General features: G+C 70.0%; 24 protein-coding genes and 1 pseudogene. 7 read left to right on the top strand and 18 right to left on the bottom strand.

Going from position 1 to position 24,725, the window contains the following annotated elements:
- Nucleotides 1–43 precede the first annotated feature (43 nt).
- Nucleotides 44–808 (top strand): ABC transporter permease, encoded by a 765-nt coding sequence (locus tag ACFE71_RS06270; protein WP_375427950.1) that lies wholly within the window; start codon nt 44–46, stop codon nt 806–808.
- Here ACFE71_RS06270 and ACFE71_RS06265 read toward each other — a convergent pair.
- The 4 genes and pseudogenes from ACFE71_RS06265 to ACFE71_RS06250 form a co-directional block, all read right to left on the bottom strand.
- On the bottom strand, nt 720–2,624 hold the full coding sequence (locus tag ACFE71_RS06265) for a CocE/NonD family hydrolase (RefSeq protein ID WP_375427949.1): 1,905 nt from the start codon (nt 2,622–2,624) through the stop codon (nt 720–722). The two genes, ACFE71_RS06270 and ACFE71_RS06265, sit on opposite strands and share 89 nt — an antisense overlap.
- A gap of 54 nt (nt 2,625–2,678) precedes the next feature.
- The gene (locus ACFE71_RS06260) at nt 2,679–3,395 is read right to left on the bottom strand and encodes a CPBP family intramembrane glutamic endopeptidase (RefSeq protein ID WP_375427948.1); all 717 of its coding nucleotides are present in this window, start codon (nt 3,393–3,395) and stop codon (nt 2,679–2,681) included.
- A complete protein-coding gene (gene glpX, locus ACFE71_RS06255) occupies nt 3,395–4,369 on the bottom strand; it encodes a class II fructose-bisphosphatase (RefSeq protein WP_375427970.1) in 975 nt (324 codons plus the stop codon). The genes ACFE71_RS06260 and glpX overlap by 1 nt, the downstream gene beginning before the upstream one ends.
- 993 nt (nt 4,370–5,362) lie before the next feature.
- A pseudogene (locus ACFE71_RS06250) lies at nt 5,363–5,632 on the bottom strand (Crp/Fnr family transcriptional regulator); the annotation flags it as partial.
- A gap of 731 nt (nt 5,633–6,363) precedes the next feature.
- Here ACFE71_RS06250 and ACFE71_RS06245 point away from each other — a divergent pair.
- Entirely contained in the window at nt 6,364–6,528 is a 165-nt protein-coding gene (locus ACFE71_RS06245; RefSeq protein WP_375427947.1) for a hypothetical protein, read from the top strand.
- Between the two features lie 62 nt (nt 6,529–6,590).
- Nucleotides 6,591–7,316 (top strand): Crp/Fnr family transcriptional regulator, encoded by a 726-nt coding sequence (locus tag ACFE71_RS06240; RefSeq protein WP_375427946.1) that lies wholly within the window; start codon nt 6,591–6,593, stop codon nt 7,314–7,316.
- A 21-nt stretch (nt 7,317–7,337) separates the two neighbouring features.
- Here ACFE71_RS06240 and dapD read toward each other — a convergent pair whose 3' ends face one another.
- Nucleotides 7,338–8,153: a 2,3,4,5-tetrahydropyridine-2,6-dicarboxylate N-succinyltransferase gene (dapD, locus tag ACFE71_RS06235; protein ID WP_375427945.1), complete on the bottom strand. Its 816-nt coding sequence runs from the start codon at nt 8,151–8,153 to the stop codon at nt 7,338–7,340.
- The gene (locus tag ACFE71_RS06230; RefSeq protein WP_375427944.1) at nt 8,150–8,815 is read right to left on the bottom strand and encodes a pyrimidine 5'-nucleotidase; all 666 of its coding nucleotides are present in this window, start codon (nt 8,813–8,815) and stop codon (nt 8,150–8,152) included. The genes dapD and ACFE71_RS06230 overlap by 4 nt, the downstream gene beginning before the upstream one ends.
- 118 nt (nt 8,816–8,933) lie before the next feature.
- Between ACFE71_RS06230 and ACFE71_RS06225 the strand changes: the two genes are divergently transcribed.
- Together ACFE71_RS06225 and ACFE71_RS06220 are read left to right on the top strand one after the other, a co-directional pair.
- A complete protein-coding gene (locus ACFE71_RS06225) occupies nt 8,934–11,282 on the top strand; it encodes a S8 family serine peptidase (RefSeq protein ID WP_375427943.1) in 2,349 nt (782 codons plus the stop codon).
- A 24-nt stretch (nt 11,283–11,306) separates the two neighbouring features.
- Nucleotides 11,307–12,305 (top strand): LLM class flavin-dependent oxidoreductase, encoded by a 999-nt coding sequence (locus ACFE71_RS06220; protein ID WP_375427942.1) that lies wholly within the window; start codon nt 11,307–11,309, stop codon nt 12,303–12,305.
- Between the two features lie 150 nt (nt 12,306–12,455).
- On the opposite strand, the gene ACFE71_RS06215 is transcribed toward ACFE71_RS06220, so the two are convergent.
- The 3 genes from ACFE71_RS06215 to ACFE71_RS06205 all read right to left on the bottom strand — a co-directional run bounded on the left by ACFE71_RS06215 (nt 12,456) and on the right by ACFE71_RS06205 (nt 14,972).
- Nucleotides 12,456–13,838 (bottom strand): ATP-binding protein, encoded by a 1,383-nt coding sequence (locus tag ACFE71_RS06215; RefSeq protein WP_375427941.1) that lies wholly within the window; start codon nt 13,836–13,838, stop codon nt 12,456–12,458.
- A gap of 156 nt (nt 13,839–13,994) precedes the next feature.
- Entirely contained in the window at nt 13,995–14,657 is a 663-nt protein-coding gene (locus ACFE71_RS06210) for a response regulator transcription factor (RefSeq protein WP_375427940.1), read from the bottom strand.
- A gap of 15 nt (nt 14,658–14,672) precedes the next feature.
- Nucleotides 14,673–14,972, bottom strand: coding sequence for a hypothetical protein (locus ACFE71_RS06205; RefSeq protein WP_375427939.1), 300 nt, complete (start codon nt 14,970–14,972; stop codon nt 14,673–14,675).
- 99 nt (nt 14,973–15,071) lie between these two features.
- Here ACFE71_RS06205 and ACFE71_RS06200 point away from each other — a divergent pair, with 99 nt between their 5' ends.
- Nucleotides 15,072–16,850 carry an ABC-F family ATP-binding cassette domain-containing protein gene (locus ACFE71_RS06200; protein WP_375427938.1) on the top strand — a complete coding sequence of 593 codons (1,779 nt, stop codon included), beginning with the start codon at nt 15,072–15,074 and terminating at the stop codon, nt 16,848–16,850.
- A 53-nt stretch (nt 16,851–16,903) separates the two neighbouring features.
- Here the strand turns inward: ACFE71_RS06200 and prsR are convergent, their stop codons facing one another.
- From prsR to ACFE71_RS06185, 3 genes are read right to left on the bottom strand one after another with little or no spacing between them, the layout of a single operon-like run.
- Nucleotides 16,904–18,256, bottom strand: coding sequence for a PEP-CTERM-box response regulator transcription factor (gene prsR / locus ACFE71_RS06195; protein WP_375427937.1), 1,353 nt, complete (start codon nt 18,254–18,256; stop codon nt 16,904–16,906).
- On the bottom strand, nt 18,253–20,247 hold the full coding sequence (gene prsK, locus ACFE71_RS06190) for an XrtA/PEP-CTERM system histidine kinase PrsK (RefSeq protein ID WP_375427936.1): 1,995 nt from the start codon (nt 20,245–20,247) through the stop codon (nt 18,253–18,255). Before prsK ends, prsR begins: the two co-directional genes overlap by 4 nt.
- Nucleotides 20,244–20,564: a sugar transferase gene (locus ACFE71_RS06185; protein WP_375427935.1), complete on the bottom strand. Its 321-nt coding sequence runs from the start codon at nt 20,562–20,564 to the stop codon at nt 20,244–20,246. Before ACFE71_RS06185 ends, prsK begins: the two co-directional genes overlap by 4 nt.
- A 153-nt stretch (nt 20,565–20,717) precedes the next feature.
- Here ACFE71_RS06185 and ACFE71_RS06180 point away from each other — a divergent pair, with 153 nt between their 5' ends.
- Entirely contained in the window at nt 20,718–21,764 is a 1,047-nt protein-coding gene (locus ACFE71_RS06180) for a mannose-1-phosphate guanylyltransferase/mannose-6-phosphate isomerase (protein WP_375427969.1), read from the top strand.
- 20 nt (nt 21,765–21,784) lie between these two features.
- On the opposite strand, the gene ACFE71_RS06175 is transcribed toward ACFE71_RS06180, so the two are convergent.
- The 6 genes from ACFE71_RS06175 to ACFE71_RS06150 all read right to left on the bottom strand — a co-directional run bounded on the left by ACFE71_RS06175 (nt 21,785) and on the right by ACFE71_RS06150 (nt 24,387).
- Entirely contained in the window at nt 21,785–22,126 is a 342-nt protein-coding gene (locus ACFE71_RS06175; protein WP_375427934.1) for a hypothetical protein, read from the bottom strand.
- The gene (locus tag ACFE71_RS06170) at nt 22,123–22,410 is read right to left on the bottom strand and encodes a hypothetical protein (protein WP_375427933.1); all 288 of its coding nucleotides are present in this window, start codon (nt 22,408–22,410) and stop codon (nt 22,123–22,125) included. The genes ACFE71_RS06175 and ACFE71_RS06170 overlap by 4 nt, the downstream gene beginning before the upstream one ends.
- Nucleotides 22,411–22,412: 2 nt before the next feature.
- Nucleotides 22,413–22,736, bottom strand: coding sequence for a hypothetical protein (locus tag ACFE71_RS06165; protein WP_375427932.1), 324 nt, complete (start codon nt 22,734–22,736; stop codon nt 22,413–22,415).
- Between the two features lie 9 nt (nt 22,737–22,745).
- The gene (locus ACFE71_RS06160; protein ID WP_375427931.1) at nt 22,746–23,117 is read right to left on the bottom strand and encodes a DUF6311 domain-containing protein; all 372 of its coding nucleotides are present in this window, start codon (nt 23,115–23,117) and stop codon (nt 22,746–22,748) included.
- Nucleotides 23,118–23,184: 67 nt separating this feature from the next.
- Nucleotides 23,185–23,769: a glutathione binding-like protein gene (locus ACFE71_RS06155; protein WP_375427930.1), complete on the bottom strand. Its 585-nt coding sequence runs from the start codon at nt 23,767–23,769 to the stop codon at nt 23,185–23,187.
- A 150-nt stretch (nt 23,770–23,919) separates the two neighbouring features.
- On the bottom strand, nt 23,920–24,387 hold the full coding sequence (locus ACFE71_RS06150; protein ID WP_375427929.1) for a Uma2 family endonuclease: 468 nt from the start codon (nt 24,385–24,387) through the stop codon (nt 23,920–23,922).
- Nucleotides 24,388–24,725 lie beyond the last annotated feature (338 nt).

Below are 24,725 nucleotides of genomic sequence, written 5' to 3'. Positions count from 1 at the left end.
GGATCAAGTCCGGGGTGACGAGGGATGTCGAGGCGATGGGATCATGACCAACTGGCACGGCGTGTGGGCGATCTACCGGTTCGAAATGGCGCGCGCGCTCCGCACGCTATGGCAGAGCCTCGTCACCCCCGTGCTCACCACCTCGCTCTATTTCATCGTGTTCGGCGGCGCGATCGGGAGCCGGATGCAGTCGGTCGACGGCGTCGATTACGGTAGCTTCATCGTCCCCGGGCTGATCATGCTGTCGCTCTTGACCCAGTCGATCGCCAACGCGTCGTTCGGCATCTACTTTCCCAAATTCAGCGGTACGATCTACGAGCTGCTGTCCGCCCCCGTGTCGCCATTCGAGCTGGTGCTCGGTTACGTCGGCGCGGCGGCGACCAAGTCGGTCGCGCTCGGGCTCATCATCCTCGCCACCGCCGCGCTGTTCGTGCCACTCCGCATCGAGCATCCGGTGGCGATGATCGGCTTCCTGCTGCTCACCTCCGTCACCTTCAGCCTCTTCGGCTTCATCATCGGCATCTGGGCGAACGGGTTCGAACAGCTCCAGATCGTCCCCGCCTTGCTCGTCACGCCGCTGACCTTCCTGGGCGGCGCGTTTTATTCGATCGACATGCTCGCCGAGCCGTGGCGCACGGTCAGCCTGTTCAACCCGGTCGTGTACCTCGTCTCCGGCTTCCGCTGGAGCTTCTTCGGCCAGGGCGACGTGGCGGTCGAGATCAGCCTGGCCGCGACCGCCCTGTTCCTGCTGCTGTGCCTGGGCGCGGTCGCGTGGATATTCCGGACGGGTTGGCGTTTGAAGAACTGACCACCGGCAGCACGATCCGCGATCCCGCGCAGACGCGCTGCGTCGCCTTCACGAAATCGCCGGGGGCGGCGCGGGCGATGTTGGGGACGAAGGTCTGCGGGTTGCGGTCGATCACCGGGAACCAGCTCGATTGCACCTGCACCATCAGCCGGTGGCCGCGCTTGAACACGTGATCGTGGTCGCGGAGCGACATGTCCCAGGCGATGACGCGGTTCGGGACGAGGGGCTTGGGGTTCGCGCCGCCGCCCAGGAACTTGCCGCGCCGGACCTCCATCGCCACGGGCAACCGGTAGCCGCCGAGCTTCGCGCCGTCCGCCGCGACATAGTCGTCGGAGAACACGTCGATCAGCTTGACCACGAAGTCCCCGTCCGTGCCGCTGGTCGACGCCCGCAACCGCGCCAGCACCTCGCCCGTGACGGTCAGGTCCTCGGTCAGCGGCGCGCCGGCGTAGGTCAGCACGTCGCGCCGGTTGCCCAGGAAACGCTGGTCCTCGGACTCCCAGGTCCGCCATTCCGGGCCGAAGCCCGCCGCGATCGGGCGCGGGCGGTAGGGGACGGGGTCGGCCGGATCGGAGACGTAGGAGCGGCACCCCGTCCCCCCATCCTTCTTACCCGGGCCTCCGAAATCGAGCGTGCCGTCCGCGCGTAGGAACAGGTCGCGCGGGGTCGTGCCCGGCACCGGCCAGCGCGGATAGTCGCGCCACGTCCAGGACCCGCTCTGGAAGCTCTTCACCTCATAGCCGGGCCGCTTGCCGCGCCCGTGGAGCCACCAGGCGAAGAAGGGCGCCTGCACCTCGTCCAGGAACTGCGCCGCGCTCGGCACCCCATAGGCGATGCGGCCCAGGCTGTTCGCGTCCGGCCGGCTCCACTGGCCGTGATACCAGGGGCCCGCGACCATGACGCTCAGGCGATCGGGGTCGTTCGCCTCCTGCTTGCGGTAGATTTGCCAGCTGCCCCAGGGATCCTCCTGGTCCCAATAGCCCGCGACGTTCAGCGTCGGCACCCGCGTCCGACCCAGCGCGCGCGACCAGTCCTGGCGCGTGTAGAAATCGTCATGGTTGGGGTGGTCGAGCAGGCTGGTGAACATCGGCACCTGGCCCTTGAAGTCGCGGCGATCGATCGTCGCGACGGGCCCGGCCTTCAGGTACCAGTCGTACCCGTCCGCCTCGCCATACGCGAATTCGGCGTTGGCGTTCTTGTCATGCTGGAGCAGGTACAGCCATTCGGTCGCGTAGCTGAGCCGGAGCGCGCCGTTGCGGTGCAGGTCGTCGTTCAACCAGTAATCGGTCCACGCCGCCTGCGGGCTGACGGCCTTGAGCGCGGGATGCGGGTTGGTTAGCGCGACGGCTGCGGTGAAGCCGGGATAGCTGATCCCCCACATGCCGACCTTGCCCGAATTGCCGGTGACGTTCCTCACCAGCCAGTCGACCGAGTCGTACGCGTCGGTGGCCTCGTCGGTCGGCCCCCGCCCCACCGCCGTAGACAGGGTGAACGCTCCGTCCGACTTGAACCGCCCGCGCATCGACTGCTCGACGAAGATGTAACCGTCGCGCGCCAGCGCCGCCCACGAACCGGGCATCCGTGCGGGCGCGGCGGTGCGGACGCCATACGGGGTGCGGCTGAACAGGATGGGCAGCGGCCCGCGCGCGTCCCGGGGCGTCAGGATGACGGTGTGCAGCCGCGCGCCGTCGCGCATCGGCACCATCGCCTCGCGGACGGTGAAGGGGGACGGCGCGGTCGCCAAGGCGGGTGCCTGCGCCGGCGCGACCGCGGGTGACAGCAACGCCAGGCCAATCGGCAGCCAACCCAGTCGCATTGCGCTCTCCTAATTCCATGCCGGACGCGTCCCGACACGAACCGTCGACCGAGCTTAGGCCCGGCCACGCCCCATGGCGAGGACGATCGCGGGGCGGATCACCAGCGCGTTCAGGTCGATCGCCGCGTGGCACAGCACCGCGAGCCACAACGACCCGCTCCCCAGATATACCACGCTCAGCAGCAGCGCGACCGCGCCGGTGGCGGCGACGCCCACCGGGCCCTGATAACGGTGGACCGCCCCGAACGCCGCCGCCGCGAGCCCGAAGCCCAGCGTTGCCGACCCGGACACGAGCGCGATCAGGAGCGGGAGCGCGAGGCGGAAATACAGCTCCTCCGCCACCCCGGCCGACAGCGCCAACAGCGCTGCGGCGGGTAGTTCCCGGCCCGCGCGCGGCAGGCGCGGCGGACGGCCGAGATGCGCGACCCGTCCTCCCCGCCGCGACCGCCACCAAGCGATCAGCGCCCCCAGCCCCGCGCCGAGCGAGAGGCCGAGCAGCACCGGCCCGGGCTCCACGACCGCGAACGCGCGCACCCACGCCGCGGCGGGACCGAATTCGGGCGGCATGCTCCCCACCGCGCCGCCGCGCCCGAGCAGCAGAAGCGCCGCCAGCGCGGGCAAGCCGAAGGCGGGCCAGAGCCGGAGCGCCCAGACCAGATAGGGCGCGCCACCCCGCATCGTGGGCAACAGTCGCGCCGAGAGCGTCGACCGGCCGAGCACCCGCGCGGCGATCTGCACCGCCGCCAGCGCGAGCAGCGGGGCCGCGAGCATCAGCCGATGCGGTGCTCGCCCTTGACCCAGCGCACCGTGCCCGACGAGGCGCGCATGACGACGGACTCGGTGGTCATCGTCCCCCCCCGCCGCTTGACGCCGTCGAGCAGCGATCCGTCGGTGACGCCCGTCGCCGCGAAGATGCAGTCGCCGCGCGCCAGCTCGGTAAGGTCGTATTGCTTGTCGAGGTCGGTCACCCCCCATTTCGCCGCGCGCCCGCGCTCGTCGTCGTTGCGGAACAGCAGCCGCCCCTTGAACTGCCCGCCGATGCACCGGAGCGCCGCGGCCGCCAACACGCCCTCCGGCGCGCCGCCCGATCCCATGTAGATGTCGACGGTGGTCTCGGGATTGGTGGTCGCGATCACGCCCGCCACGTCACCGTCGCCGATCAGCATGATGCCGCAACCGATCGTGCGCAGCTCGGCGATCAGCGCCTCGTGGCGCGGGCGGTCGAGGACGCAGGCGATGATGTCGCGGGGCTCGACGCCCTTGGCCGCGGCGACCGCGCGGACGTTCTCGGTGGCCGATCGGTCGAGGTCGATGACCCCCGCCGGATAGCCCGGACCGACCGCGATCTTGTCCATATACACGTCGGGCGCGTTCAATAGCCCGCCCTTCTCCGCGATCGCGAGCACCGCCAGCGCGTTGGGGCCCGCGGTGGCGCAGATGGTGGTCCCCTCCAGCGGGTCGAGCGCGATGTCGATGCGGGGGCCAATGCCTTGCGCGGAGCCGACCTTCTCGCCGATGAAGAGCATCGGCGCCTCGTCGCGCTCGCCCTCGCCGATCACCACCGTGCCGTCGATCGGCAGCTCGTTCAGCGCCTCGCGCATCGCCTCCACGGCGGCGGCGTCGGCGGCCTTCTCGTCGCCCCGCCCGACCAAAGTCGCGGCGGCGATCGCGGCGGCCTCCGTCACGCGCACCATCTCCAGCACCAGCACGCGGTCGAGGACGTTCTTTTCGGTTTCGGTCGGCATCGGTCTCTCCCTGTTCCCGCGGGCGATATGCGCGGGATGTGACAGGGGCAAGAGCGCGCCCTGTCCGATCGCCTCCAGATGCGCCGCGACATAGGCGGTGACGTCACCGACGAGCGAGCCGCCGAAACGCGGGTTCAGCTCCAGGATGCGCGGCCAACCGTCCTCGAGCTTGTAGTTGAAGCAGCACGTCCCCTCGAAACCGAGCGCGTCGAGCATGGCCGCGCAGACGGCCCAGGCCGGCTTCGGGTCGGCCGGGTGGATCCCCCGTGCCGCCGCCGCGCCGCCCCGGATCGCGAGCGGGTCGCCCATGTCGTAACGATAGCAGAGCGAATAGCGGACCGCGCCGTCGACGCGCAGCAGATGGAGGACGTACTCGTCCGCCCCCGCCACCGCGACCTGCGCGAAGCTGTCGGGCATGGCCACATCGTCGGCGGGGCCGCGCACCATGCGGATGCCCGCCCCGAAATCACCGCGCCTGGCCTTGCGGACGAAAGGGTACCGGTCCGTGTCGTCCGGGAGCAGCGCCGGGACCGCGTCGCCGAAGCCGAGTCCGATCAGCCGCCGGTTGAACAGCAGCTTGTCGTCGCACAGATCGACCAGCGCCGCGTCCGGCAGCACCGCGCGGCGACGGTCGACATTCGCCTCCTTCGCGGCCGCGAACTCCTCCAGGCGGAGCGGCACGACCAGGTCGATGTGCGAGAAGTCCGCCCCCTCGAACGCCCCGAAGCCCACCTCGAACCTGGCATGGTCGATCAGCCGCTCGATCGCGGGGCGCTGGGTGCTATGTTCGCCGAACAGGATGCGGGGTCGCGAGGTCACGCGCCTCTTATGGTGTCGGGGACGGAAGAACGCGTGGCAACCGCTGGCTAGTCGGCGGCGATGCGCGAGTCCCCCCCCGTCTAGCGACATGACCGGTTCCCGCCCGAGCGGGCCGATCAGCCGACGATATTCCGCTTCGGGCACGCCGTAAGCGTCGCCCGCCAAGTCCTCCAGCTTCTCGCGGTCGAGGATGATGACGCGCCCGCGCTTGGACCGGATCATCCCCGCGCCCTTTAGTATGTGGAGCGTCACGGTGACGCCGCTACGCTCGGCGGCGATCATCATCCCCATGAACTCGTGGGTCAGCGCGATCTCGTCGCCGTCGCCGCGGTCGTGGCACATGAGCAGCCAGCGCGCGAGCCGCGCCTCGATGCGGTGATGCGCAAGGTTGGCGGTGCTCTGCGCGCTCTGGACGAAGCTCGTCTGTACATAACGCAACAGCATCGTCCTGAGCGTGTCGCTCCGCCCAATCGCGTCGAGATAGGGCTCGACATCGACGCGGAGCACGGACAGCCCGGCGACCTGCACGAAGGTGTCGTGCGGGGACCGGTCAGTGCCGAGCAGCAGGCACGTGGCCGACACGCCTTCACGCCCGAAGATGCCGACCTCGGTCTTGCCGCTCGACCCGATCGACGACACGATCGAGACGACGCCGGATTCGGGAAAATAGACGTGCTCGACCGGTGCGCCCGCCGTGACGAGCGCCATGTCGCGCGGCAGGTCGATTTGGATGAGATGCGGCTCCAGCAGCGCGAGGTCGTCGTCGAGCAGCGCGTTGAGCAGGATATTGGCGGTGTAGAACTTGCTTGGTCGCGACATGGATCGCCCCTTTTTCGGTGCGAAAGCGCGAGGCTCTTTCAGCCGCTCGCGCCCTGGAAATGGAAAGCGATTGCATCAGTATACACATCACCCATACTTAATCAATGTGAGTTTGGTGTACCGTCGCGCGGTCTGGACCGCTTGCTCAATCGCGAGCCGTTTCGTCGGGCTAACGAAAGATAAGTATCTATAGTATTGGTTATTTAGTAATGTAAATTGTTGCTATGAGCGACTTAATAGCTCTAGGAAAAATGGCGGCGAATGTGGGATAACCCACAGTAGAATTCGCGCGTCTATCACCAACATCGGGATCGGATATACACGGATCATAACTCCGACATGAGGAAGGACGTGGCATGCCTGGGAACGATCGAACCTATTTCGAGCATCGGGCCGAGATCGAGGCCCAGCGCGCCCGGGAGGCGACCGAGGCCAGGGTGGCGCGGGTGCACGACCAGCTCGCGCAGGCTTATCTTGGCAAGCTCGCCGTCGTTCCTTCGACCGGAGCGGGAACCGCATGATGGATGCGGCCTCGTCTAACGGCAGCTCCGCCGGCCGCGCGCTCCCGCGCCCGTCGGCGCCGTTGGCGGGCACGCGTCTGGCCACCTCGCCCTTCCTTTCGGCCGACGACCTGTGTGCGTTGGAGCAGATCATGTCGCCCCCGCGATCGTTCCGGTCGGGCGTCGACCTGATCCGCGAAGGGGACCGTCCGGACGAACTCCTCATAATGGCCAGGGGCTGGGCGTGCCGGTCGACCGCGACGAGGAAGGGCGACCGCCAGTCCCCGGCGGTGCTGGTGCCGGGCGATATCGGCAATCTGGACACGCTGCTGCTCGAACGGCTCGATTACGACGTCAGGACGTTGACGGAGTCGACGATCACGGCGATGCCGCGCGACCGTGTGCTGGCGCTTTGCGCGGAGCGTCCCGGCCTCGCCCGGTCGTTCACCTGGCTGGCGCTGATCGAGAACGTCGCCTTGAGCAAATGGACGCTGTCGCTGGGTCGCCGGCCGGCGAGGGAGCGGGTGGCGCATCTATTGTGCGAGCTGAGCGCGCGGATGGGTCGCGAGGTCGAGGACCGGAGCAGCTTTCCCTACCCGCTGACGCAGTATCATGTCGCCGACGCGCTCGGCCTTACCCCCGTCCACGTCAATCGCATGATGCAGCAGCTGCGCGCGGAGGGCGCGATCAGGACCGCGAGCCGGACCATGACGGTGCCGTGCGTGGCGCGCCTGCGCGAGATCGCCGGGTTCGATCCGCGCTACCTCCATCTGGATGCGCCGGCGGCGGTCCAGGCGGCCCAGGCGTGACGGGCCCGCTCGCGTGGCCGCTCAGTCGCGCAGCAGCTCGTTGATGCTCGTCTTGCCGCGCGTCTGGGCGTCCACACGCTTGACGATCACCGCGCAATAGAGGCCGAGATTCCCGCCGGACGATCCGGGGACGACCACCGAATAGGGCGGGACGTACCCGCGGTGGACTTCCCCAGTCGCGCGGTCGATGATCTTGGTGGACGCGCCCAGATACACGCCCATCGACAGCACCGCGCCCTCGCCGACGCGCACGCCCTCCGCCACTTCCGACCGCGCGCCGATGAACGCGCCGTCCTCGATCACGACGGGATCGGCCTGGAGCGGCTCCAGCACCCCGCCGATCCCGGCGCCGCCCGACAGATGGACGTTCCGCCCGATCTGCGCGCACGATCCGACGGTGGCCCATGCGTCGATCATCGTCCCCTCGCCCACATGCGCGCCGATATTGACGAAGCTGGGCATCAGGATCGCGCCCTTGCCGACGAACGCGCCCCTCCGGACGATCGCGCCCGGCACCGCGCGGAAGCCCGCGTCGCGGAACGCCGTCTCGTCCCACCCGGCGAATTTGGAGGGCACCTTGTCGAACCATGCGCCATCGCCGGAGCCCGGCATCAGCTGGTTGTCGTTCAGGCGGAAGGACAGCAGCACCGCCTTCTTCAGCCACTGGTTGACGCGCCAGCCGCCCGTGCCGTCCGGCTCCGCCACCCGCGCCTCGCCCCGGTCGAGCATCCCGAGCGCCGTCTCCACCGCGTCGCGCGTCTCGCCCGCGGTCGCGAAGGTCAGCTCGCCCCGCGCCTCCCAGGCGGCGTCGATGACGGCGGACAGGTCGGTGCTCATGCTTGTTCCAATATCTGATTCAGCCAGGGGCCGAGCTCGGCGATGCGGTAGTCGATGCCCTCGGGCGTCGTGCCCGGCCCCTGCTCCGACCCGTTATCGACCCACACGGTCGCCATGCCGATCGCCTTGGCGGGCGGCAGGTTGCGCGCCATGTCCTCGACGAACAGCGCCCGTGTCGGGTCGACCGCGAACGCGTCGCACAGTCCCCGGTACGCGCTCGCCTCGGGCTTGGGCCGTAGTTCCATCGCCACGATGTCGTGGACGCCCTCGAAGCTCCCGCCTAGCCCCAGTCGGTCGAGCACCTTGAGCGCATAGGGCCGGTCGCCGTTGGTGAAGACCAGCTTCCGCCCCGGCAGCCGCGCCAACGCCGCGGCGAGCGGGGCGTCGTGCTCCAGCACGTCCATCTCGATATCGTGAACGTCGGCCAGGAAGTCGTGCGGGTCGACATCGTGCTCCGCCATCAGCCCGGCGAGCGTGGTGCCGTGGCCGTGGAAATACAGCTTCTGCACCCGCCGCGCCTCGACCGGGTCGACCCCCAGCAGCCGCGCCACATAGGCGGTCATGCGCGCGTCGATCCGCTCGAACAGGTTCGATCGCGCCGGGTAGAGCGTGTTGTCGAGATCGAAGATCCAGCAATCGATATGGGCGAGTTCCGGGACCATCGGAGCTCGCGTCTAGGGGGCGGGGCGGAGGGCGGCAAGACCGATGGACGCCCGGTCATCAAGTCGTGATAAACGGCGTCCAATCCAAGGGCGTGGAAACTCGGCGGGAGTGGACGTGATGGCGGTGGGATGGAGATGGCGCATCGTCACCGGCGCGGCCCTGACGCTTGGCGCATGCAGCGGCGGGGGAGGCGGCGGGAATGCGTCCACCCCTCCCCCGCCCACGGCGACGCCCGAGCCCCCGCCCGCTCCGACGCCGCCCGCTCCGACCCCGCCCGCTCCGACCCCGACGCCTCCTCCCCCTCCTCCGACACCTACCCCCACCCCGCCCGCGACCGGCGCGGACACGCCCGAATACCGCGCGACGGTGGGGGCGGTGTCGATGAACGCGCTCGCCGCCTACACGCGTGGCGCGACCGGCGCGGGCATCGGCGTCGCGGTGATCGACACGGGCGTCGACCTCCAATCGGAGGAGTTCACCGGAAGGGTGTCGGCCGCGTCACGCGACGTGGCGGGGAACGCGGACGCCGACGACCAGAGCGGGCACGGCACCGCCGTCGCCTTCACGGTCGCTGGACGACGCAACGGCGCGGGCACGCACGGCGTCGCGTACGAATCCACGCTGATCGCATTGCGCGCGGACCGGCCGGGCTCCTGCGCCACCGAGGTGGTCGACGACGACGAGACCGGCTGCCGCTTCGGAACGGACGCGATCGCGCGCGGGGTGGACGCGGCGCGGCTGGCGGGCGCGCGCGTGGTCAACATCTCGCTCGGCGGGGGCGATCCGATGCCGCCGCCCCTGCGCGACGCGATATCGCGCGCCACCGCGGCGGGGCTGGTGATCGTGATCGCGGCGGGGAACGAGGCGACCGCCGATCCCGACCCGTTCTCGCTGGTCGCGACGGACGCGGGCGTCGCGCGGGGCCAGGTGATCATCGCCGGATCGGTCGGCGCGGGCGACGGCATCTCCGACTTCAGCGACCGGGCGGGGTCGGGCGCGCAGGCCTTCCTGTCGGCGGTGGGCGAGCGGGTGCGCGCGCCCGACGAGGCGGGGACGCCGTTCCTGTGGTCGGGCACGTCCTTCGCCGCGCCGCAGATCTCGGGCGCGGCGGCGCTGCTGGCGCAGGCCTTCCCCAACCTGTCGGGCGCGCGGATCGTCGAATTGCTGCTCACCACCGCGCGCGACGTGGGCGCGCCGGGCATCGACCCGGTGTACGGGCGCGGCGTGCTCGACCTGTCGCGCGCGTTCCAGCCCGTGGGCGTCGTCTCGGTCGCGGGCTCCGGCGCGGCGGTCTCGCTCGGCGCGAACGGGACGCTGTCCGCGCCGATGGGCGACGCGCGCGCGAGCGGGGCGGGCGCGGTGATCCTGGACGGCTTCTCGCGCGCCTTCGCGATCGATCTGGCGGATGGACTCCGCCACGACGCGCCGACCCGGGCGCTCGGGCGCGCGCTCGGCGGCGGACGGGTGCGGAGCGTCGGGATGGCGGACGACACGACCGGCGTGGCGATGACGCTCGCGCCGGTCGGGCCCCAAGGCGTCCTGCTCCGCCGCACCGAGCTCGCCCCCGGCGACGCCGAGGCGGCCCGCCTGGTCGCGGGATTGGTGACGCGGCGGCTGGGTTCGCGCGCGAGCTTCGCCTTCGGCTTCGGCACGGGCGGCCAGGCGCTCGGCGCGCGCCTGGGCGGGAGCACGGAGCCCGCCTTCCTGATCGCGGGCGCGGGCGGTCACGGCTTCGACGCGGGCCCGGACGGCGCGGCGGCGATCCGGCACCGGTTCGGGAGCTTGGGGCTGACGGTCGCGGCGGAGTCGGGCCGCGTCTCCTCGCGCCGTGATGAGGACGAGCGCGGCGGCCTCTGGCGGCGCTCGGGCTACGACCGGGTCGCGCTGACGCTCGACCGACGGATCGGCGCGGTCGCGGCGACGCTGACCGGGAGCCGATTGGCCGAGCGGAGCACGCTGCTCGGCGCGCGGATAGGCGCGGCGCTCGGGAGCCCGGCTGGGACAAGCTGGTTCGCCGACGCGGGCGCGCGGGTCGACCTGGGCGAGGGCTGGACGCTGGGCGGCGGCTACCGCCGGGGCTGGACCACCGCGCGGTTGAGCGGGCTGGAGGGCGGCGGGCTGCTGCGATCGGCGGCGTGGTCGGCGGACATCGGCGCGACGGGGCTGTGGCTGGCGGGCGACGGCGCGGGTCTACGCATCGCGCAGCCGCTCCGCGTCGCGACCGGCGGGCTCGACCTCCTGCTCCCCACGAACTGGAGCTACGCCGAGCGGCGCGTCGATGCCTGGACGCGGCAATCGCTCGGCCTCGCCCCGACCGGCCGCGAGCTCGATGTCGAGGCCCGCTACGCCTTCCCGCTCGGGGCCGGGACGCTGGAGGGGAACCTGTTCTGGCGGCGCGATCCGGGGCACATCTCGCGCGGACCGGACGATCGCGGCATGGCGGTGCGGTACGGGTTCGCATTCTAGAACGGAGCGCCCATGTCGGATCGTATGACCCCATATTCATTCCTCGATCTCGTCCCCGTCACCCAGGGCGGCACCGTCGCCGGCGCGCTGGCGAACGCCGCCGACCTCGCGCGTCACGCCGAGGCGCTGGGCTTCCACCGATATTGGGTGGCGGAGCATCACGGGATGGAGGGGATCGCGTCGGCCGCGACCTCGGTCGTCGTCGCGCATGTCGCGGGCGCGACGCGCTCGATCCGGGTCGGGGCGGGCGGGATCATGCTGCCCAACCACGCCCCGCTCGTCATCGCGGAGCAGTTCGGGACGCTCGACGCGCTGTTCCCCGGCCGCATCGACCTCGGGCTCGGCCGCGCTCCTGGCTCCGACCAGCGCGTGGCGCGCGCGATGCGGCGGACGCTGGCCAGCGACGCGAACGACTTCCCGCGCGATGTTATCGAACTGCAGGGTTATCTTGCGGACGACGGCCAAACCGGCATCCGCGCCACGCCCGGCGCGGGCGCGCGGCCGGACCTGTGGATCCTCGGCTCGAGCACCTTCGGCGCGCAGCTCGCCGCCGCGCTCGGCCTGCCCTTCGCCTTCGCGTCGCATTTCGCGCCGGACTCGCTCGACATGGCGATGGCCATCTATCGCCGCGATTTCCGCCCTTCGCCGACGATGGCGCGGCCCTACGCGATGGCGGCGATCAACGTGTTCGCGGCCGATACCGACGCGGAAGGCGAGTATCTCGCCAGCTCGCAGCAGCAGGCGTTCGTGGCGCTCCGCACCGGAACCCCCGGCAAACTGCCGCCGCCGGTCGAGGGATACCGCGAGACCCTGGGCGAGCAGGGCGCGGCGATGCTGGGCCATGTGCTGCAATGCTCGGCCGTGGGCTCACTCGCGACGGTGGCGCGCGGGATCGCGGCGTTCACGGCGCGAACCGGGGCGGACGAGGTGCTCGTCGCCAGCGCGATGTTCGATCACGAGGCGAGGAAGCGCAGCCTGGCGATCACGGCGGGGGTGATGGGCGAAATGGCCCAAGCCGCCTGACCCAACCCTCTCCCGCTTTCGCGGGAGAGGGAAAGACGTGGCGAAGCCGCGGCGAGGGTGAGGGCCGGACCTCTGCGGGTAAGGTCCGGCCCTCACCCTGGCGCTTCGCGCCTGTCCCTCTCCCGCAAAAGCGGGAGAGGGTTAGAGGTCTCAATTCGCCGCCGGCAGCCGCAACCGCACCAGCAACCCGCCCAGGTCCTCGCTCTCCTCCAGCGCCACCGTCCCCCCGTATATCTCCGCCACGTCGCGCACGATCGCCAGCCCCAGCCCCGTCCCCGGCTTCCCCGTATCCAGCCTGACGCCCCGGTCGAAGATGCGCCCGCGCTCCTCCGCGGGTATTCCCGGGCCGTCATCCTCGACCAGGAACTCGACGAACCCCGCCTGCGCGCCGACCGTCGTGAACACGCTGCCGCCGCCGTACTTGGCCGCGTTCTCGATCAGGTTGCCGAGCATCTCGTCCAGGTCCTGCCGCTCGACATGCACCTGCAGGTCGCCGGAAGTTCCTTTCCTGGGCCCGTCCACGTCGATGCGGACATGGCGGTAGAGCCGCCCGACCGCGCGCTCGACCGATTCGAGCGACGGCCACACATCCGCCCGGCTGTGCGCGGAACCCCGCCGGCCGACCGCGCGGGCGCGGGCGAGGTGGTGATCGACCTGACGGCGCATCGTCCTGGCCTCGCGCACCACGGTCTCCGCCAGATCGTCCGCGTCGGCGGTCGCGGCGTTCATGATGACCGTCAGCGGCGTCTTCAACGCATGCGCCAGGTTGCCGGCATGCCGCCTCGCCTCCTCCGCCTGGCGCTCGTTATGCTCGATCAGCGCGTTCAGCTCGTCGACCATCGGCGCGACCTCGTCGGGCATCGCCGATCCGATGCGGTTCGACGTGCCGGCACGCATCCGGGCGATCTCGTCGCGCACCTTCCGAAGCGGCCACAGCCCATAGAGCGTCTGGATCGCGGACAGGATGATCAGTCCCAGCGCGAGCAACGCGAACGAACGCATCAGCGTTCGCCTGAGCACCGCGATCTGCTCGTCCAGCGCCTCGCGGCTCTGCGCCACCTGGAACCGCCATTTGGTCGGAGAGCCTGGCAGCATCACGTCGCGCTCGGCGATGCGCAGCTTCTCCTCGGCGAATTGCGCGCTGTCGTAGACGTGAACGTCGCGATCGTCATGGACCCGGCCATAGGCGAGCTGGCGGTCCCACAACGACCGCGACGGGAACACATCGCGCCCACGCGCGGACACCTGCCAATACGCGCCCGACCCGGGCTCCAGGAAACGCTGATCGGCGGGCTCGCGGTTGAACACCACCTCGTCGCCCGACGCGACCTCCGAGGTGAGGAGGAGCGACTGGAGGACATATTCGAGCTGGTCGTCGAAATTCTGCGTGATCGCGGTCGTCAGCACCCGGTCGAGCGCGAACCCGCCCCCGATCAGCAGCAGCGCGATCCACGCCGCCGCGGTGAAGATCATCCGGCGGGATAGCGAGCCGGTGGTTGGGGAGGGCTTCGCGCCGATTGGAACGTCAACCATCATCCGTCACCTCGGCGAGGATCAGAACTACCCCCACCCGTCACCCCGGGTTCGACCCGGGGTCCCGCTTTTTCTTGCCGCCGCACCACGCCCACCGAGGAAGCGGGACCCCCCCGGATCAAGTCCGGGGTGACGAGGATATGACCGGCCCCGCCCTCACGCAGGCTCCTCGAGGCTGTATCCCAGCCCGCGGATCGTGGTGATCACGTCCTGCCCCAGCTTCTTGCGGATCCGTGTCACGAACACCTCGATCGTGTTCGAATCACGGTCGAAATCCTGGTCGTATATATGCTCGATCAGCTCGGTTCGGCTGACCACCTTGCCCTTGTGATGGAGCAGGTAGGACAGCAACTTGTATTCCTGCGCCGTCAATTTGATCGGCTCGCCCGCGCGCGTCACCTTGCCGCTGCGCGTGTCGAGGCGGATGTCGCCCGCATTCAGCTCGGAAGACGCGTTGCCCGACGCGCGGCGGATCAGCGCGCGCAGGCGGGCGATCAGCTCCTCGGTCTGGAACGGCTTGGCGACGTAATCGTCCGCGCCCGCATCGAGCCCCGCGACCTTGTCCGACCAGCTGTCGCGCGCGGTGAGCACCAGCACGGGGACGACCCGCCCCTCCTTGCGCCACCGATCGAGCACGGTCAGCCCGTCGATCTCCGGCAGCCCCAGATCGAGCACGATCGCGTCGTAATTCTCGGTCGAGCCCAGGAAGTGCCCTTCCTCGCCGTCGGTGGCGAGGTCGACGGCGTAGCCCGCTCCCTCCAACGTGTTCTTGAGTTGCGTGCCCAGCGTGGGCTCGTCCTCGACGATCAATACGCGCAAAGCGGTAACCCCCTCTCAGTGGCCGGTGCGGCCGAGCACATTGCCCGTGCGGCCGTCGACCTCGACCCAGATCACCTGTCCATCGCGCAGGAACTTCAACGTGTAAACCGCGGGGCCGTCATCGAAGTCGAAGCCCAGATACCGCGCGCCGGGCATGATCGGCACCACGCGCCGTTCGATCTCGCGCACGGGCAGGACGCGCCCCTCGCGCCGCGCCTCGAACGCGCGCTTCTGATCGCTATGGTGCTGCGCTGGCACGGTCGCCGTCGGGGCGGCGGCCGATATGATCGCAAGCAGGATGACGGACTTGATCATGGGGTGTGATTTGGACGCAACGCTTTGAACATGTTGTGAATGGCCCATGCAGCAACCCGCAACTTGCCGCTAGGGCCCGTGGCCCTTAGCTGCACGCGCATGGCCGCACCGATATTGTCGTACGAGGGTTTGGGACTTGTCCAGGGATCGGGATGGCTGTTCCGCCATCTCGACCTTTATATCGGCGCGCGTGACCGGCTGGCGCTGATCGGGCGCAACGGCGCGGGGAAGACGACGCTCCTGAAGCTGATCGGGAACGCGATCGACAGCGACGAGGGGCGGCGGACGATCGTGCCGGGCACGCGCGTCGTGCTGCTGGAGCAGGAGCCCGACCTGCGCGGGCACGCGACGCTCCAGGATTACGTATCCTCCGGGGCGGACGCGCCCGAGCCGCATGCGGCGGCGGCGATCGCCGACCAGCTCGGCATCGATTTGGACCGCGACGCCGCCTCGGCGAGCGGTGGAGAGCGCCGCCGCGCCGCGATCGTCCGCGCGCTGGCGCGGGAACCCGACGTGCTGTTGCTGGACGAGCCAACCAATCATCTCGATGTCGGCGCGATCGAATGGCTGGAGGATTGGCTGCAACGCTTTCGCGGCGCGTTCGTCGTGATCAGCCACGACCGCACGTTCCTGACGCGCCTGACCAAACAGACGCTGTGGCTCGACCGGGGCGGCCTGCGCCGAGCCGAGCTGGGCTTCGGCGGGTTCGAGGCGTGGACGGAGACCGTCTATGCCGACGAGGCGCGCCAGGCCGAGCGGCTCGACGCGCGGCTGAAGCTGGAGGAGCATTGGCTCCAGCGCGGCGTCACCGGGCGACGGCGGCGCAACCAGGGGCGGCTTTCCAAGCTCCACGACATGCGCGCCGAACGCGCCGCGATGATGGGGCCGCAAGGCACGGCGTCGCTCTCCATCGGCTCGGACGACGTGCGCACCAAGGTGGTGATCGACGCGCGTGCCGCGACCAAGGCGTACGGCGACCGCCCGATCATCCGCGACTTGAATTTACGGGTCACGCGCGGCGACCGGATCGGCATCGTCGGCCGTAACGGCGCGGGCAAGACGACGCTCCTGAAGCTGCTGACGGGCGAGCTCCAGCCCGACACGGGCGAGGTGAAGCTCGCCAAGACGCTCGACGGCATCGTCATCGACCAGCAACGCTCGCTCATGGCGCCCGAAAAGACGGTGCGCGACGTGCTGGCGGACGGCGGCGACTGGATCGAGGCGCAAGGAGTCAGGAAGCACGTCCACGGCTACCTGAAGGAGTTCCTGTTCGACCCGAACATGATCGACGCCAAGGTCGGTTCGCTATCGGGCGGCGAGCGGTCGCGCCTACTGCTGGCGCGCGAGTTCGCGCGGCCGTCGAACCTCCTCGTGCTCGACGAGCCCACGAACGACCTCGATCTCGAAACGCTCGACCTGCTGCAGGAGGTGATCGCCGATTATGACGGCACGGTGCTGATCGTCAGCCACGACCGCGACTTCCTCGACCGGACGGTGACGGTCACGCTGGGTCTCGACGGGTCGGGGACGGTCGACGTCGTCGCGGGCGGATACGAGGATTGGATACGCAAGCGTAACGATCGCGCCCCCTCCCGCCCGGCCGCTTCGAAGGCACGAACGGCGGCACCTTCGCCAACATCCGCGCGCAAGCTGACCTTCAAGGATCAGCGCGACTACGAGCTGCTTCCCAAGCGCATCGAGGAGATCGACGCCGCGGTCGCTCGCGACGAGCGCAAGCTCGCCGACCCCGGCCTCTATGTCCGCGACCCCGCCGGGTTCGACCGGGTCATAGCCGCGATCGCCCAGGCCCGCGCCGAAAAGGAGGCCGCCGAGGTCCGCTGGCTCGAACTCGCGGAGCGGGTCGAGGCGCTGGGCTGACGCATGGCATCGTGAAGCGGCGGCGGCGCCGCCGGAGGAGCGGATGGACGGCGTCAGCCCTGAAGGCCGTAGCTCTTCAGGAGATCGTACAAGGTCGGTCGGCTGATCCCGAGCAGCCGCGACGCAGCGGAGATGTTGCCTTCGGCACGGGCCAGAGCGCGCGCGATCGCGCGGCGGTCCGCCCCCTCGCGCACGGCGCGCAGGTTGAGGGGCGCATCGTCGGTCCGGCCCTGACCAAGGTCCAGGTCCGCGGCGGTGACGCGCTTGCCCTCCGCCATGATCACCGCGCGCTTGATCCGGTTCTCCAGCTCGCGGACGTTGCCCGGCCAGGGATGCGCGTCGATCGCGGCGGCGGCGGCGGCGGACAGGCCGGTCACGCCCACGCGCGGGGACCCGGCGTGACGAGCGATGAAGTGCCGCGCGAGCAGCGCCGCATCACCCGATCGCTCGCGCAACGGCGGGATCCGCACCACGATCTCGGCCAGGCGGTAATACAGGTCGTCGCGAAAACGCCCGGCGGCGACCATCGCATCGACGTCCTGGTGCGTCGCGCAGACCACCCGCGTGTCGACCGGTATCGCCTTGCGACCGCCCACCCGCTCGATCACACGCTCCTGGAGGAAGCGCAGCAGCTTCACCTGCACCGCCAACGGCACGTCGCCGATCTCGTCGAGGAACAACGTGCCTCCGGCCGCCTGCTCGATCTTGCCCTCCACCGCCCGGATGGCGCCGGTAAACGCCCCCCTCTCATGCCCAAACAACTCCGCCTCCAACAGCGTCTCGGGGATGGCTGCGCAGTTGATCGCGACGAATGCGCCGCCCCGCCTGGACGAGGCGTCGTGGACACCACGCGCGAGCAGCTCCTTGCCCGTCCCGCTCGCGCCCAATAGCATCACCGACACGTCAGCGGGCGCGACGCGTTCGAGGGTGCGTGTGACCGCGGCCATCTCGGGCGAGGCATAGACGAGCCCGCCGAACCCGTCACCGCCACCGCGCGTGGCGAGCTGGCGGTTCTCCGCCTCCAGCGCATGGACGTGGAACGCGCGCGCGACGATCAACCCGAGCCGGTCGATATCAATTGGCTTGCCGTAATAGTCCCATGCCCCGTCGGCGATCGCGCGGACCGCGCTCTCGCGCGCGCCGTGGCCGGTCACGACGATCACCTTGGCGTCGGGCTTGGCGGCCAGGATCTCGGCCAGGCAGGCGAAGCCCTCGGCGGTGCCGTCGGGATCAGGCGGGAGACCCAGATCGAGCGTGACCACGGCGGGTTCGTGCAAGCGCACCGCATCGATCGCGGTCCGGCGGTCGGGGACGACGACCACCTCGTAGCCCTCGTAGGCCCATCGGAGCTGGCGAACGAGGCCGGGATCGTCCTCGACGACGAGGAGCACGGGCTTGTCGGTCATGCGGCGCGCTCCAGGGCGGCGGGAAGCGTAATGCGAAAACGCGTGCCTGCGCCTTCGCGGCTGTCGACGTCGAGCATCCCGCCCATCGCGCGCACCAGCCGGCGCGCCTCATGCGCGCCGAGGCCGAAGCCGCGAGGCTTCGACGAGCTAAAGGGGCGGAACAGGTGATCGCGCACGAAGCCCGGCGACATGCCGCAACCCCGGTCGGCGACCTCGATCACCGCGTCGTTGCCGGCGCTCGCGACCGACACGAGCACCGGCGCGTCGGCGGGGCCGGCCTCGACCGCGTTGCGCACGAGATGGGCGAGCGCCTGGAGGAGGCCAGCCGCATCCGCCATAGCGAGGACCGGGCCGTCGGTCGCGACTTCGACCGCATGCCCTCCCCGGCCCTGTTCGACCGCGCGCGCGGCAAGCACCGCAAGATCGACAAGGGCGCCCCGCTCGGCCGGTGCGGGATCACACAATAGGCGGGCGATGAGCGCAGTCATGCGGTCGGCGGATTCGGTGAGCGTGGCGACCATGTCGACGCGAAAAGCGGGGTTATCCGCATGCCGCTCGGCGTTGCGCGCGACCAGGGTCAGCTGGCTTCCCAGGTTCTTGATATCGTGGAGGATGAAGGCGAACCGGCGGTTGAACTCGTCGAAGCGTTCGGCGTCGGCCAGCGCGGCATGCGCGCGCTCCTCGGCCAGGTAGCTCGCCGCCTGCGCGCCGCACACGCGGAGCAGGTCGATGTCCTCCCAATCGAGCGAGCGCGCGACGGGCGGTCGCGCGAGCAGGATCGCGCCCACGAGCGAGCCGACATGGACCAGCGGCACCAGCGCCCAGCTGCGCGAATCGTCGATCATCCACGCCGGAACGCCTGCCCGGTCGCATTCGGGTGCGGACCCGTCGCGCACCCGGTCGAGCTCGATGATGCGGCCGGTCGCGGCGAGGTGGCGCGCGAGCGTCTCACTCGCGTCGCCGATGTCGCCGTGCCAGCGCCACTCCTCTGCGGCGAGCAACCGGTGGTCGTCGGTGGCAAGGAGCAGTCCTGCGGGCGCATCGACTAGGTCGGCGGTCGCCTGAACGATCCGGCTGCCAAGCGGCCTGTCCTCGCCGGGACGCCTGAGCGTGTCGGTGAAGCGCCGCCAGGCGGTGCGATAATCGTAGCGATGGCGGAACAGGTGCTTCTCCACCACCACGCGCGTCCAGGCGCGCAGCCAAGAAGTGAATGCGAGCATCGCCAGCGTCGCGGCGGCGACGACGACGATCGCGGTCTGGACGGCGCGGGCGTGCGCGCCCACGAATGCGTCGGCGAGGTCGGTCGCCGCGACGACCGCCGCGAGATAGGCGAGGAGCGCCCCGCCCGCGAGCATGCGGAGGCGGAGCGCGGGCGAAACGCGGAAGCCGCGGTCGGCGCGCGGCGCGTTGGCTAACGCAAAAGCCGCGCCGGCCGCGACCGTGCCGACGCCGCGCGCCAGGATCAGCGTGTCCGGTGAGCCCGCGGCGGGCGCGGCGGCGAGGACGAACAGGTCAACGCCCCAAAGCATCGCCAGCGCCGCCGCGATCCGCGCGGGACCCTGGGCAGGGGTCGCGCCGAACAGCAGGATCAGCCCCGCCAGCGCGATCAGCAGGCGTAGCGACCAGATGGAGAACGCGATCGACGGGGCTTGCGCGGCGGCGTCAACCGCGCGCGCCAGCACGACCGCCGCCAGCGCGATCGGCAGGCAGGTAGCCGCCGCGAACGCCGCGCTCCGGGCCATGCCGAGGGTGTCGCCGCGTCGTCCAAGCACCGCCGCGACCCAGAGCCAAGCGAGGTCGCGCGCCGCCTCCGTCAGCAATGCCGCGACGTCACCCACCCCGATGCCCGCGACCGTCAGCGCCCAGAGCGCGGTGAGCGCGAGCGCCGCCACCACACCCCGTACCGCGCCGCGCCGCCGATGGTAAAACGCCAGCATAGCAAAGATTAGGCTGGCGAGCGCATGCGCCCACAGGATCAAGGTGAGCGTCAACGGACGTCCTCAGGCCACAGCCTGACGCGCCGCGTCCGGAAAAGGGTCAGCAGGGCACTCCGCGCGTCCGGCCGGGGGCTGAGGAAGCTCATCCCACCCTTCGGCACGGTCCGGGTCCGGAGCGGTTCGTTGATCTGGACGCGCCGGATGAAGCGCCCAATGCGGGTCACACGCGCGGCGATCGACCCGGCGTCGATGCCGATCCGCCGGGAGCGTGCCACCCATCCCGATCCGCACGCGAGCATTAAACACACCGCGCCGACAAGCTCCGGGAGCATCGTCGCATGCGGTACATAATGCTTGAACGGCCTGATCACGCCCGCACCTCCGACAGGTCGCGTGTAAGCGATCCCGACACCTCGCATTTTGTCCTGGCATCGTCCGGCTAACGAATGGTGAATCAATCGCTTTCAGCGCGCGCGCCCGGTAAGGCCGGACCCGGATGAAAAAGGAGAAGAATACCCGTGAGCATCGCCATCATTCCGGTGATCCTGTCGGGGGGATCGGGAACGCGGCTTTGGCCGATGTCGCGACCCGAGCGGCCCAAACAGCTATTGGCGCTGACCGCCGAGGAGACGATGCTTCAGCTGACCGTCAAGCGGACGGGTGGTGACCGGTACGGACCCCCGATCGTGGTGGCCAACGCCGCTCACGCCGACATGGTCGACGAACAGCTGGCGGCGGTGGGAGCATCGCCCGGAGCGGTGATCCTGGAGCCGGTGGCGCGCAACACCGCACCCGCGATCGCGCTCGCCGCGCTGGCGGCGGGGGGGGGCGCGAAGGCCCTGCTGGTGATGCCGTCAGACCATGTGATCGGCGATGTCGACGCGTTCCACCGGGCGATCGAGGCCGCGGCACCGTTCGTGGACCGGGGGTGGCTCGTCACCTTCGGGATCACTCCCGACAAGCCCGAGGAGGGTTACGGCTGGATGCAGGTCGGCGACGAGATCGGCCCGGGCGTCCACCGCGTCGCGCGCTTCTTCGAGAAGCCGCCGCGCGAGCAGGCCGAGGCGATGCTGGCGGCGGGCGACCATGTGTGGAACGGCGGCATCTTCCTGTTCCGCGCGGACGCCTATCTCGCGGCCTTGGCCGCGCATGCGCCGGGCATATTGGTCGCGGCCCAGGACGCGATGGTCGCCGCCCATGCCGAGGGCGGGCGCATCCACCCGGGCGAGGCGGCGTTCGCGACCTCGCCTTCCGAATCGATCGATTACGCCGTCATGGAGCACGCCGACCGGGTCGCGGTCGTACCCGTGTCGATGGACTGGAGCGACTTGGGCAGCTGGGACGCGCTGCATGCGATCAGCGATGTCGACGCGGACGGAAACGCGCATCAAGGCGACGTGTCGGCGATCGACACGCGGGGCTGCCTGGTGCGCACCGACGGCGTGCGCGTCGCGCTGGTCGGGGTGGAGGACCTGATCGTGGTGGCGAGCGGGAACGACGTGCTGATCTTGCCGCGCGGCCGCAGCCAGGAGGTCAAGAAACTAACGGAGGCGATGAGGCGGAGCGGCTAGAGTCGCGTTCAGCGGGGCGGCTAGGCTGGCGCGCAGCGCGGCGGCGGTGCGGGACGGGTTGGCGGGACGAAGCGCACGCCGTCCAGCGTACGGACGCGCGCCCGCGCCCAAGCGGGACCGGGATCCAGCAAGGCATACAGGCGTGTCTGGTCGATCCGTCCCTCCCGGAAGGCGCTCTTCTCACGCGCGAGGCAGTCGCTCGTCGCCTTGGCGCGGCGGGCGGTGTCGGTCGTTGCGGTCGTTGCGGTCGTTGCGGTCGGACGGTAGGCGACGATCGCGCGCCATTGCACCTCCTCGACGAGCGCCAGATCCAAGTACGGTCGGGCCGGGTGGAAGCCGACCGATCCGGCGCGGGCGATCATCGACGCCAGCGCGGGTCGGCGGTGCGGCGGAAGCCGCGCGGGTCCGCGGCCCCGGCGGTGCCCGCACGGACGGTCGCGATGAATGGGGCGAGGTTCGCGAGCTGGATCGCGCATGCCGCCGCCAGCAGGAAGCGAGCGCGCGGCAGCCGAAGCATCAGCGCGATCGCGACGTAGCTCAGCGCATGGGTGGCGGGCCAGAAAAGGCGGCCGGCCGCGCGGATGGGGTTGAGTGCGTCGATCAGGCCTCGCGGCAGCGGAACTGACGCGACCACCCGCCCCGCCACACCTATTCGTTCCCGAGCGCGAGTAGGCCGAGCACTGCGAAGGCGGGCAGCAGCCAAGCGAGCCGGCCGAGCATCGAGCGCGCATCGGGGTCGGTCAGGTCGCGCCATGCCGCCAACGCCGCCACCATGCAAAGCGTCAGCACCCCCGCGCCCAGATATTGCAGCCCCTCGAAATTACCGTTCGACGGATTCCACCATCTATCGAGCGTCATCGCGAACTGGCCGAAGGTGCCGGTCGATTCGAACCGCTCGCCGGACAGGCCGTGCAGCGACAGCAGCGCCGCGGTGATCCCCATGACCAGCGCCGCGCCGCCGAGCAGGCGCACCCGGTCGGGTTAGCCGACGGCCGCGCGCAGTATCGCGGTGGCCCAGATCGCCGCCGTCATGAGCAATGGATAGCTGCGGACCAGCGCCGCGAGTCCGACCACCGCCCCCGAGGGCACGGGGCGGCGCGCCCGCACCGGATCGACATAAATCCACAACGTCCACAGGATTGGCCAGTGCGCGCAGAGATTGGGGTGTCCGACGCGGTTGATCAGCACCGGTGCGGCGGCCAGGAGCAGCGTACCCAGCGCGGCGGCGACATCGTCGGATGCGTGCGGACGCAGCCAACCGGTGAACAGCACGGCCGCGACCACCAGGATCGAGATGAATGCCGCGAAGCGTGGACCCGGACGGGTCCGGAGGATCGCGGGCCGGCGGCGCACCGCCTGAAGCTATGCCCGTCCGCTCCCCGGCATCCAATTGATTGACGCGCCGAAAGGATCGAGCGCGTCAGTGCAGCCCCTCATGCGCCATCGCCTTGGCAACCGACGGGCGCGTCATCAGACGGTTGCGGAAAGCGATCAGCGTGTCCGGCATGTCGATCCCGAACTTGGTCGCCCAGGTCAGCATCACGAACAGGTAGAAATCGGCGACGCTCGGCTTGTCGCCCAGGAGATAGTCACCCTTCATCGTTCCTGCGAGATGCGTGAAATGCTTGGCGACGGCCTGCTTGGCGCTGCCCTTCTCCTCGTCGGTGCCGCCCTTGAACAACGGGGCGAAGCTCTTGTGGACCTCGCTGGAAACGTAGGTGAGCGCCTCAAGCTGGCGCGCGCGGCCGAGCGGTCCGGTGGGCTTGAGCTCCGCCGACTGGTCGGAGATCCAGTCGAGGATCGCGACGTTCTCGGTCAGGGTCTCGCCCGAGTCGAGGACCAGCACGGGAACGTAGCTCTTGGGCGTCACCTCGGTGAAATCCTGGCCGTGCTCGGTCTTTTTGGTCTTCAGGTCCACGCGCTCATGCCCGAATTCGAGCCCGGCTTCATGAAGCGCGATATGGTCGGCGAGGCTGCAGGCGCCGGGTGCGTAGTAGAGTTTCATGAGCAGGGCTCCGTTGGCATGGCACAGTCATCGAGAACGCCCTCCGGGCGCACGGGTTGCCCATTAATCTCGCGCGAACAGCTCATCGCGGGAGATGATAATGTCCAGCGAAGGCAGGGCCAGGTCGTCGCGGGTGAAAGCGACATCGGTCTAGCCGCCCCCGCTCGTCCGGTGGGTGACGGCGATCACCTCCTCGTCGGGATCGATGAAGCCGATCGCGACGATACCGGCCAGGACGCGATATTCGGACAACTTGACCCCGAGGTCCAGGTCGCGGGTCGAGGGCGAGAGCACCTCGATGACGACGCGAGGGTCGCGGAGCACCCGGTCCTTCGGCTCGGCCGAGCTGTTCGCGCAATCGATCGTCAGGTCGGGATAACGGACCGACTCGTCGTTGACGCGGATCGCCATGTCGGAGCCGTGGGGCCGGCATCCCGACCCGCGCAGAGCCGCGCGTAGGAAGCTCCACAGGTTTATCTGAACCCGCGAATGAGTGAAGGTGCCGCCGGCCATCATGCGGATTACGCCGCAGTCGAGTTCGGCCTTCAAGTCCGGGCCGAACTCGATTTGAAGGAACTGGTCCGCGTTGAGCAGGCGGTCTCGAGCGCGGGCGGCCATGGGTGGGTCGTACCATTATCCCGGCAACGAAAGAAGGGCCGAAGCGGGTGCTCCGGCCCTTCTTCTCAGGGTCACTAGGTAGGCGCGGGCAAAGCCCGCGCTTTCGTCGGATGTGTCCGGAGGCGTAGCCTCTGGCACGCCGGCCGTTCTGATTTTTGTCCGGGGCGGCGACGCCGCCCCGGTCGAAAATCAGAAGTCCATGCCGCCCATGCCGCCGCCCATGCCGCCGCCGCCCATGGGCATCGCCGGTTTGTCCTCGGGAAGCTCGGACACCGCCGCTTCCGTGGTGATGAGCAGGCCCGCGACCGAGGCCGCGTCCTGGAGCGCGGTGCGGACGA

This window comes from uncultured Sphingomonas sp. (assembly GCF_964237155.1).
Classification (GTDB): Bacteria; Pseudomonadota; Alphaproteobacteria; order Sphingomonadales; family Sphingomonadaceae; genus Sphingomonas.
This window is presented reverse-complemented; position numbering and strand designations above follow the sequence as displayed.

Bases quoted from the DNA above. Each gene is read 5' to 3' on its own strand.
- ACFE71_RS06225 (WP_375427943.1), top strand. From the start codon at position 8,934: ATGGCGGTGGGATGGAGATGGCGCATCGTCACCGGCGCGGCCCTGACG.
- ACFE71_RS06260 (WP_375427948.1), bottom strand. From the start codon at position 3,395: ATGCTCGCGGCCCCGCTGCTCGCGCTGGCGGCGGTGCAGATCGCCGCG.
- ACFE71_RS06220 (WP_375427942.1), top strand. From the start codon at position 11,307: ATGACCCCATATTCATTCCTCGATCTCGTCCCCGTCACCCAGGGCGGC.
- dapD (WP_375427945.1), bottom strand. From the start codon at position 8,153: ATGAGCACCGACCTGTCCGCCGTCATCGACGCCGCCTGGGAGGCGCGG.
- ACFE71_RS06155 (WP_375427930.1), bottom strand. From the start codon at position 23,769: ATGAAACTCTACTACGCACCCGGCGCCTGCAGCCTCGCCGACCATATC.
- ACFE71_RS06245 (WP_375427947.1), top strand. From the start codon at position 6,364: ATGCCTGGGAACGATCGAACCTATTTCGAGCATCGGGCCGAGATCGAG.
- ACFE71_RS06205 (WP_375427939.1), bottom strand. From the start codon at position 14,972: ATGATCAAGTCCGTCATCCTGCTTGCGATCATATCGGCCGCCGCCCCG.
- ACFE71_RS06230 (WP_375427944.1), bottom strand. From the start codon at position 8,815: ATGGTCCCGGAACTCGCCCATATCGATTGCTGGATCTTCGATCTCGAC.
- ACFE71_RS06150 (WP_375427929.1), bottom strand. From the start codon at position 24,387: ATGGCCGCCCGCGCTCGAGACCGCCTGCTCAACGCGGACCAGTTCCTT.
- glpX (WP_375427970.1), bottom strand. From the start codon at position 4,369: ATGCCGACCGAAACCGAAAAGAACGTCCTCGACCGCGTGCTGGTGCTG.
- ACFE71_RS06265 (WP_375427949.1), bottom strand. From the start codon at position 2,624: ATGCGACTGGGTTGGCTGCCGATTGGCCTGGCGTTGCTGTCACCCGCG.
- ACFE71_RS06270 (WP_375427950.1), top strand. From the start codon at position 44: ATGACCAACTGGCACGGCGTGTGGGCGATCTACCGGTTCGAAATGGCG.
- ACFE71_RS06175 (WP_375427934.1), bottom strand. From the start codon at position 22,126: ATGATCGCCCGCGCCGGATCGGTCGGCTTCCACCCGGCCCGACCGTAC.
- ACFE71_RS06215 (WP_375427941.1), bottom strand. From the start codon at position 13,838: ATGGTTGACGTTCCAATCGGCGCGAAGCCCTCCCCAACCACCGGCTCG.
- ACFE71_RS06200 (WP_375427938.1), top strand. From the start codon at position 15,072: ATGGCCGCACCGATATTGTCGTACGAGGGTTTGGGACTTGTCCAGGGA.
- prsR (WP_375427937.1), bottom strand. From the start codon at position 18,256: ATGACCGACAAGCCCGTGCTCCTCGTCGTCGAGGACGATCCCGGCCTC.